Below are 9,171 nucleotides of genomic sequence, written 5' to 3'. Positions count from 1 at the left end.
CTGCCTCGGGCAGCGCTTCAAGCTCGGACGTGCTCGCCAGCGCTTCCGAGCCAACCGTCAGTGCGGCTGATTTCACCGCTTTCCAGCAGCAGACCGGCGATTCCATTCAGGGCGCCACCAATCTGTTGAATGCGCAGCAGGCCGAACTGAAGCGCCTGTCCGATCAGATTCAGGGACTGACCATGCTGGTCACGAGCCTGACCACGAAGATCGACCAGATCCAGGGGCGGACGCCACCCGCGCCTGCCGCCGCGGCGGCCCCTTCCGCAGCGCCCGGGACCGCCGCGCCGGTGGCCGCGGCTCCGCGGCCGGCACCGACGGCAGCGCGCAAGCGCCCGCCGGCGGATCGGCCAGCAGGGGCCATTTCAGTCGGCGGCGCGCCGCTGCAGACGGCACCAGCGCGCTAGGCGCGTCAGGTCAGGTTCCTGCGCCGCTCGAGTTCGGCCTCGGTGGGCTGCGCGAATTCGAACGAACCGGTGACGACCTCTCCGTCGGGCGCGTAGCGATTGCAGGTGACGCCGGTGGTGCTGCTTCGCGACGACAACAGCTTCAAGGCCGTTGGCATGGAAGCGTCCCCGAACAGCCGCTTGCCGCGTCCGAGCACCACGGGGAAGATCGAGACATAGAGCTCGTCTACCAGCCCGTGCTCGAACAGCGCCTTGAGGAATTCGGTCGAGCCCTGGGTCAGCAGATTCGGCCCGTCCTCATCCTTCAATCGGCGTACGGACGCGATCGCATCGGGGCCGAGCAGATGGCTGTTCTGCCAGGTCGCCTTGAAACCCTGATTGCGCGTTGCGACGTATTTGTTGATGCGATCGAACAGCGGGCCGATCGGATCGTCCGCGGGTGCATAGGGCCAGTGGGCCGCAAAGATGTCATAGGTCTTGCGGCCGAGCAGGAGGTCGAACGGGGCGCTGAACATCTCGCTCACGGCGGTGCCCATGGCTTCATCGAAATAGGATGTTGCCCAGCCGCCGAATTTGAAGCCGCCGATCGGATCTTCCTCAGGTCCGCCGGGCGCCTGCATGATTCCATCGAGGCTGACAAAGGCGCCGACGACTAGCTTTCTCATTTCTCGCTCTCCGATATTCCATTACTGACGTTCCCATTGAAGACGTCGGAGCGGATGCCGTTCCGACAGGAACGCAAAGAAAATTGGCAGGGACACGATGTGGCTACCGGAGGAAATAGTGGTCGGGCCCATCGGCGCCCGCATTTCGCTTCCCCTGACGCCCCCCCTTTGCTAAGCGCTGTGACCAACGGAAAGGTGGCCGAGTGGTTTAAGGCAGCGGTCTTGAAAACCGCCGTGCCTGCAAGGGTACCGTGGGTTCGAATCCCACCCTTTCCGCCATCTCCCTACATCGCTGCACAACCAAAGCGGAAGGACAGCCCGAGCTGGTGTTGAAGCCGTGGAACGATTCACGATACTAGGCGGTGACCGGCGACCCATGTGCGTCGGCAGCACCTCGCGAGGAACTCTTCGATGCCATGGCTTGAACCCGTCACGCTGAGCGGCACGCATGCGACGCTCGAACCACTGCGCAGCGAGCACCGCGACGGGCTGATCGCGGCGGCGCAAGACGGCGACCTGTCGAAAATCTGGTACACCGCCATTCCCGGTCCGGAGCAGATGCCGACCGAGATCGAGCGACGACTGACGCTGCAGAAGTCCGGCGCGATGCTGCCCTTCACCGTGAAGGACGCCACCGGCAAGATCGCCGGGATGACCACCTATATGAACGTGGACGCCACCAACCGTCGGGTCGAGATCGGCTCCACATGGTATGGCAAATGGGTTCAGCGCACTGCACTCAATACGGAATGCAAGCTGATGCTGCTCGGCCATGCCTTCGAGACGCTGGATTGCATCGCCGTCGAGTTTCGCACCCATTTCTTCAATCACCAGTCCCGCCGCGCCATCGAACGCCTCGGCGCCAAGCAGGACGGCATCCTGCGCAATCACCAGATCGCGCCCAACGGCACGCTGCGCGATACGGTGGTCTACAGCATCCTTCCCGGCGAATGGCCGACCGTGAAGGCGCATCTGACCTATCAACTGAACGAAAAGCCGCGCTGATCTACAAGTGCCGCCAGTATTGCCAAGGCGGCGGATCGGGGAAGGTAGCCTTCAAAAAATCCAGGAACACGCGCACGCGGTTGCTGAGAAGGCGGCGGCTTTGATAGACGGCATAGATCGGGTGTTCCTCCGGACATTGATGCTGCGGAAACAGTTCGACCAGCCGGCCTTGAGCGAGGTCGTCGGCGATTTGGGTTTCGATCAGCCGCACGATGCCGAGGCCGGCGCGGGCGAACTGGATGAGCACCGAGGCCTGGTTCGAACGGATGCGGCTCTTCACGGACAGCGGCACCGACTGGCCATCTTCGCCACGGACGGTCCAGGTGCTCGCTGCGATCGACGAATGAAAGTTCAGGCAGGCATGTTGCGACAGCTCGCGCGGATGCGACGGGGCGCCGTGTTCGGCGAGATAGCTCGGTGACGCGCAGATGATCCAGCGCGTCGAGGTGAAGCGCGTCGCGACCAACGAAGAGTCGCTGAGATGGCCGACATGGATGGTCACGTCGGTGCCTTCATCGAGCAGGGGGCCCGGATCGATCCGCAGCTGCAGCTCGACCTGCAGGTCAGGATGCGCGCGGCAGAAATCCGGGAGTTTCTGCGCCAGCACCGTCTGGCCGAAGATCGGCATCGAGCGGATGCGCAGCGTCTCGCGGCCGAGCATGCCGCTGAACACCGTGGCGTCCGCAGCCTCGACGGCCTCGATGGCGGCGAGGGCGGCCTGATAAAACACCTCGCCCTCCGGCGTCATCACGATGTTGCGGTGCGCTCGCCGGAACAGCAGCGCCCCCACGCGCTCTTCCAGCCTTGCCACCAGCTTGCTGACCGCCGATGGCGTGATGGCGAGGTTGCGAGCTGCCGCGGAGAAGCTGCCATCTTCCGCAGCCCGCACGAAAACCAGCATCTCGGTGTAGCGGTTCACGTTTTTCTCTTGTGACGAAAATTCACATCAGGTTTGAACGATAGAGTATGGAAAGCCCTCCGGCAAATCTCTAGCCTTCGATTCAAGCGAGCGCGGCGCCATGCCGCCCCACAGAACACGACACGGGAGATGTCCGTTGGCCATCAAGGAGAGCACCGCGCCTGCGGTGAATGGCGCATCGCGCCAGTTTGACGCGATCATCATCGGTGCAGGCTTTTCCGGCCTCTATCAGCTGCACAAATTGCGCGACGATCTCGGCCTCAATGCCGTGATCCTGGAAAAGGCCGACGGCGTCGGCGGCACCTGGTACTGGAACCGATATCCGGGCGCCCGCTGCGATTCCGAGAGCTATTACTATTGCTACTCCTTCAACAAGGAGATCGAGCAGGAATGGAGCTGGAGCGAGCGCTATCCGGAACATCCGGAAATCCGGAAATATCTCAACTTCGTCGCCGACAAGCTCGACCTCAAGCGCGACATCCGCCTGAACACGGAAGTCACCTCGGCCGCGTTCGACGACGCCACCAATACCTGGACTGTGCGCACGAAGGACGGCCAGTCGCTGTCAGCGCCGTTCCTGATCACGGCCGTCGGCTGCCTTTCCACGGCCAATGTGCCCCAGATGAAGGGCCTCGAGACTTTCGAGGGCAAGTGGTACCACACCGGCCTGTGGCCCCATGAAGGCGTCGACTTGACCGGCAAGCGCGTTGGCCAGATCGGCACGGGCTCGACCGGCATCCAGGCCGCGCCCGTCATCGCTGAACAGTCGCAGCATCTGACGGTGTTCCAGCGCACGGCCAATTACAGCATCCCGGCACGCAACGGCCCCGTGACGGCGGAAGAGGTCAAGCACACCCGCGAGAATTACGACGACATCTGGAAGCTGGCGCGCGCCGGCACCAACGGCCATCCGTTCTCCATCTCGACGCAGTCGGCATTGTCCGTCTCTGACGCCGAGCGGCAGGAGATCTATGAGAAGGCGTGGGAGCGCGGTGGCCTGCGTTTCAGGGCGTCGTTCTCGGATGTTCTGCAGAATGCCGATGCCAATCTCACCGCGTCGGATTTCTTGCGCGACAAGATCAAGACCGTGGTGAAGAACCCGGAGATCGCAGAGATGCTGACGCCGCGCGATCACGGCTTTGCCACCAAGCGCCCGCCCATCGACAGCGGCTATTTCGAGACCTTCAACCGCGACAATGTTCTGCTGGTGGATATCAAGGCCGAGCCGATCGTCGAGGTCACGCCGAAGGGCATCCGCACCACCAGGCAGGAATACGAGCTCGACATCATCGTCTTCGCCACCGGCTTCGATGCGCTGACCGGACCGCTGGTCAACCTCAACATCAGCGGCAGCCACGGCGCAAAGCTGAAAGACGAATGGGCGGCCGGCCCGCGCACCTATCTCGGCCTGCAATCGCCAAAATTCCCGAACCTGTTCACCATCACCGGACCGGGCAGCCCGTCGGTGCTGTGCAACATGCCGATTGCGATCGAGCAGCATGTGGACTGGATCACCGATTGCATCCGCCAGATGCGGGACAAGGGATTGAAGCGCATCGAGGCCGACACAGACTCCGCCGAGAAGTGGGTCGCGCATGTCAACGAGGCCGCGGATGCCACGTTGCTGCCGATGGCCAGCTCGTCCTGGTATCTCGGCGCCAATGTGCCGGGCAAGCCACGCGTGTTCATGCCCTATGCCGGCGGTTTCGCGCGTTACACTGCGATTTGCAACGACGTGGCGCAGAGTGGCTACCGTGGTTTTGCTTTGAGCTGAGCGCCGCGGGATGGAAGTGATCGAGAGGACTTGAGCATAGGAGTCGCGAACACGCGATGAAGGCCGTACATCCAGACGTCGAGGCGATCATTGCGGCCGGCCGCGCTGCCGGCGCGCAGCCGTTCGAAGCCATGACCGTCGCGGATGCACGTGCAGCCCATGCCGCGCGACGAACGACCCATCAGCTCTTGCCGCAGCCTGTCTCGATGCGACGCGACATCAGCGTTGAAGGGCCGGGCGGCGCGATCACGCTGCGCGTCTACCGCCCGAGCGGTGTCGTGGCTGACGCGGTGTTGCCATGTCTCGTCTTTATCCATGGCGGTGGCTGGATTCTTGGCAGCCTGGAAACCCATGACGGTCTATGCTGCCATCTCGCCAATGGCGTGGCCTGCTGCGTGATCTCCGTCGATTACCGGCTCGCGCCCGAACATCCGTATCCTGCTGCCATCGATGACTGTGTCGCGGCCTATCGTGCAGTGGTCGCGGATGCCGAAAACCTGCGCATCGATCCGGCGCAGCTGGCCGTGGGCGGCGACAGTGCCGGCGGTAATCTCGCTGCCGTGCTTGCTCTATTCGGGCGAGATGGCGACATTCCAGCGCCGATCCAGCAGACGCTGCTCTATCCTGTCGTCGATATCGATCGCGAGCTTGCCGACTACATTCCGAATTTACCGGGCATGGTGATCTCCGGCGCCACCATGGTGCATTTCCGCGATCACTACACGCCAAACAAAGCCGATCGCGCGGACTGGCGTGCATCGCCGTTGAAAGCGACGTCGCTCGCTGGATTGCCGCCCGCGCTCGTGGTCACCTGTGGTCACGATCCGCTGGAAGAGGAGGGGCGTGCCTACGCCATGCGCATGGAAGCGGAAGGTGTGCGCGTCACCCATCTCCATCTCTCCGATCAGACACATGGCGTGGCGACGATGACCAAAGTGGTCCCCACCGCCGTCAGCATTCTCGATTTCGTTGCGGCAAATTTACGCGAGGTTTTCGCAAAGTCTGTTGGACAGCGCGATGTTCCTGCTGCACCATCTTCGGCAGCGCGTTGATCGATCAGAATGACATGCAAGGAGACAGTGACTTCGAGACGACGCTGATCTGGAAACAATAAAATTCGTACCGGAAAATCCGGACGCAACATTCAGGGAGGGTTCAATGACAAAAATGACGAACGGAATCTCACGCCGGCGCGTTCTCAAGGGCGCAGGCGCTCTGGCGGGCATGGCCGCATTCAGCACGCCGCATATCGCCGGTGCGCAGGCCAAGGTGATCAAGATCGGCCTGCCCACGATCCTGTCCGGACGCGTCGCCATTCTCGGCACGTCCAGCCGCAACGCGGTGCAACTCGCCTTCAAACAGATCAATGAGGCCGGCGGCATCAATGGCCGCAAGTTCGAAGTGGTGGACCGCGATTCCAAGGGGCGTCCCGACGAAGCCGCCAAGGTGACGCGCGACCTGATCAACAATGACGGTTGCGACATCATCATCGATGGTGAAGCATCGTCGGGCAGCTTCGCGGTGCATGAGGTCGTGCGCGATCTCGGAATCCTCTGCATCCACACCTGCAGCGAGACCTCGTCGCTGACGGCCGATCCAAAACAGTTCGGCAAGAACGTGTTTCGCTCGGCGCGCCAGGGCATCCATGACGCCGTGGCCGGCGGCAGCTACGCGGCGAAGATTGCCAAGGAGAAGGGGCTCAAGAAGTGGGCGACCTGTTCGCCCGACTACGCTTACGGCCGCGACAACACCGCCGAGTTCCTGCAATATTTCAAAGTATTCGAGCCGTCCATTGAAGTCGTCGACCAGCTATGGCCAAAACTGTTCGCGCCCGATTACACCGAGAGCATCACCAAGCTGATGCAGATCAAGCCGCAGGCCGTTTACTCGGCTCTGTGGGGCGGCGATGTCGTGGCCTTCATCGAACAGTCCAATCTGTATCGCCTGTTCGCTAACACCGCCTTCTTCTCGGCCGGCGGCATCGGTGATCCCCCGGTCCTCGCTGCGATCAAGAACCTGCCGGCAGGTCTGAACACGGCCTATCGCTACAACAAGCTCTTCCCGGAAGCGCCGGAGAATGCCACGTTCAACGACGAATATGTGAAGATCGCTCAGCAGGAGCCGACCAACTGGGCCTGGCAGAACTATGCCGCGTCGCAATTCATCATCGAGGCGGTGCGCCGGACCAATGGCAACACCGACAGTTCGGCATTGGCGAAGGAAATTGCCGGCATGACGGTGAAACTGCCCTTCGGCGGCAGTGGCATCACCATGCGCGAGAGCGATCACACCATCATCAACTACCCGGTGGCCTGGGGCAAAACCGTCAGCAAGGCACCATGGGTCACCGACTATGTCGATACCGAATGGTCGAAGATCCTCGAGATCGAGAAGCAGTGGAAGAAGGAGAAGGGCTTCGCCTGATCCAGCTTGCGGCGTCATGGCAGCATGACGTCGCGGTCCGTGTCCGGCACGCCCGCTCATTTCACCCAATCATCCGGCCCGCCGTTCGCGGCGGCCGGAGCAGGCCAGCTCCGATCATCGAAGGATCGCCGTCGTGAATCTTGAAGCGCTATTTTCCTGTCTATCGTCATCTGCCTGCGCCGTGACGCAGGTCTCGACGGCACTGATCATCGGTATGCTGTTGTTCATGGTCGCGTCCGGCCTGTCGCTGATCTTCGGCGTGCTTGGCGTCATCAACTTCGCCCATGGCGCGTTCTACATGGCCGGCGCCTATATCGCCTATGCCACCTATATGGCGACGTCCAGCTTCCTGCTCGCCTTCCTCGCAGGCGCGGCCGGCGTCGGGCTGATCGGCATCATCTTCGAGCGGTTCATCATCAGCAGGGTGTATGGCAAGGACATCCTGATGCAGCTGCTGGTCTGCTACGCTGTGATCCTGATCTTCGACGATCTGGTGAAGATCATCGCCGGCCCCGAATACAAGATGATGGGCATGCCGGAAGTGTTCGCGCTGCCGCCGCTGGAGCTGCTCGGCGGTTTTGTGCCGGCTTATTACGTCTTCATGATCGTCACCAGTCTCGCCATCGGCGCCATTCTCTGGCTCGCCATCGAGAAGACGCGGATCGGCAAAATCATTCGCGCGCTGGCGATCAATCCCCAGATGGTCGGCGCCCTCGGCATCAACACGACGCTGCTCTATGCCGCCGTGTTCGGTGTCGGCAGTGTGCTGGCCGGTATTGCCGGCGCGCTCGCCGCGCCGACACGCACGCTGACGCCCGGCATGGGGCTATCGATCCTGATCGAAAGCTTCATCGTCACCGTGATCGGCGGCATGGGCTCGATCGTCGGCGCCCTGATCGCCGCATTGCTGATCGGATTCACGCGTGCATTTGGTGCGATCGGCTTCCCGCTGTTCGTCGACGGCATCATGTTCGGCATGATGGCCATCGTTCTTATCGTCAAACCCAGCGGCCTGCTCGGCCGGGCGGTGGCGCGATGATGAAAGCCGGTTTCCTCCGCGATACCGCCATCGCTGTCTTCACGCTCGTCGTGCTGGTCGCGATCCCGTTCATCTTCACAAAGCCGTCGCTGCGCGACTTCCTGATCTATGTGATGGCCTATGGCCTGCTGGCGATGTCGCTGAACCTGCTGGTCGGCCTCACCGGTCAGGTCTCCTTCGGCCACGCGGCCTATTTCGTCTCGGGCGCCTACATGTTCGGTTTGCTGATGCAGACCGGCCGTGTCTCGATCCCGCTGGCAATGCTGGTCACCGTCTTTGGCACTGCCGTGCTGGCGCTCGTGATCGGCGCCATCTGCGTGCGGCTGAAGGAGATCTATTTCTCCTTCATCACGCTGGCCTTCCAGATGTTCATCCATTCGATCATCCTGACATGGGTGAGCCTGACCGGCGGCGATCAGGGCCTCCGCGGCGGCATTCCGCGTCCGCCATTCCTCGGCATCGATCTCAGCAACAGCGTTGCGCTCTATATGTTCTGCGCCGTCGTTTTCGTGATCTGCATCCTGATCATGCGGCAGGTCTGGCAGTCGCCCTTCGGCTACACGCTTCGCCTGATCCGCGACAATCCGAACCGTGCCAATTATCTCGGCGTGGATATCATCCGCATGAAGCTCGGCATCTTCGTCCTTGCCGGCTCCATGGCGAGCGTGGCCGGCATCCTGCTGGCGCTGTTCGTGTCGGGGGCCTATCCGGAATTCGGCTTCTGGACCACGTCAGGCGAGGCGATCTTCATGATCATGCTCGGCAGTTCGCAGCTCTTCATCGGGCCGGTCATCGGCGCCATCCTGCTGCGCCTGCTCGAACACTTCGTCAATATCTACACCGAGCATCACGGCCTGGTGCTGGGGCTGGTCATTCTAGCCATCGTGCTCGGCCTGCGGAAGGGCCTGGCGGATTTTGTCGTCGACTTCTTCAGGGAG

General features: G+C 62.0%; 9 protein-coding genes and 1 tRNA gene. 8 read left to right on the top strand and 2 right to left on the bottom strand.

Annotation, left to right across the window (positions count from 1 at the left end; translation table 11 throughout):
- Positions 1-407: hypothetical protein (locus tag ACIQ17_RS26615; RefSeq protein WP_398472323.1), on the top strand; the 407-nt coding region annotated here is incomplete at its 5' end.
- A 5-nt stretch (positions 408-412) separates the two neighbouring features.
- Here the strand turns inward: ACIQ17_RS26615 and ACIQ17_RS26610 are convergent.
- Positions 413-1,072: a dihydrofolate reductase family protein gene (locus ACIQ17_RS26610; RefSeq protein WP_398472322.1), complete on the bottom strand. Its 660-nt coding sequence runs from the start codon at positions 1,070-1,072 to the stop codon at positions 413-415.
- A gap of 189 nt (positions 1,073-1,261) precedes the next feature.
- Between ACIQ17_RS26610 and ACIQ17_RS26605 the strand changes: the two genes are divergently transcribed.
- Positions 1,262-1,351 (top strand) — tRNA-Ser (locus tag ACIQ17_RS26605).
- 132 nt (positions 1,352-1,483) lie between these two features.
- Complete coding sequence (locus tag ACIQ17_RS26600; RefSeq protein ID WP_398472321.1) at positions 1,484-2,077, top strand: GNAT family N-acetyltransferase; 594 nt, start codon at positions 1,484-1,486, stop codon at positions 2,075-2,077.
- A gap of 1 nt (position 2,078) precedes the next feature.
- On the opposite strand, the gene ACIQ17_RS26595 is transcribed toward ACIQ17_RS26600, so the two are convergent.
- Positions 2,079-2,996: a LysR family transcriptional regulator gene (locus ACIQ17_RS26595; RefSeq protein WP_398472320.1), complete on the bottom strand. Its 918-nt coding sequence runs from the start codon at positions 2,994-2,996 to the stop codon at positions 2,079-2,081.
- A 136-nt stretch (positions 2,997-3,132) separates the two neighbouring features.
- Between ACIQ17_RS26595 and ACIQ17_RS26590 the strand changes: the two genes are divergently transcribed.
- The 5 genes from ACIQ17_RS26590 to ACIQ17_RS26570 all read left to right on the top strand — a co-directional run.
- Positions 3,133-4,770 carry a flavin-containing monooxygenase gene (locus tag ACIQ17_RS26590; protein WP_398472319.1) on the top strand — a complete coding sequence of 546 codons (1,638 nt, stop codon included), beginning with the start codon at positions 3,133-3,135 and terminating at the stop codon, positions 4,768-4,770.
- Positions 4,771-4,826: 56 nt separating this feature from the next.
- A complete protein-coding gene (locus tag ACIQ17_RS26585; protein ID WP_398472318.1) occupies positions 4,827-5,822 on the top strand; it encodes an alpha/beta hydrolase in 996 nt (331 codons plus the stop codon).
- A gap of 106 nt (positions 5,823-5,928) precedes the next feature.
- Positions 5,929-7,194: an ABC transporter substrate-binding protein gene (locus tag ACIQ17_RS26580; protein WP_398472317.1), complete on the top strand. Its 1,266-nt coding sequence runs from the start codon at positions 5,929-5,931 to the stop codon at positions 7,192-7,194.
- Positions 7,195-7,327: 133 nt separating this feature from the next.
- A complete protein-coding gene (locus ACIQ17_RS26575; RefSeq protein WP_398472316.1) occupies positions 7,328-8,233 on the top strand; it encodes a branched-chain amino acid ABC transporter permease in 906 nt (301 codons plus the stop codon).
- A partial coding sequence (locus ACIQ17_RS26570; RefSeq protein WP_398472315.1) for a branched-chain amino acid ABC transporter permease occupies positions 8,230-9,171 on the top strand: 942 nt, incomplete at its 3' end. The genes ACIQ17_RS26575 and ACIQ17_RS26570, both read left to right, overlap by 4 nt.

Origin of the sequence: Tardiphaga sp., assembly GCF_044340795.1 — a bacterium.
In the GTDB taxonomy this organism is placed as follows: domain Bacteria; phylum Pseudomonadota; class Alphaproteobacteria; order Rhizobiales; family Xanthobacteraceae; genus Tardiphaga.
This window is presented reverse-complemented; position numbering and strand designations above follow the sequence as displayed.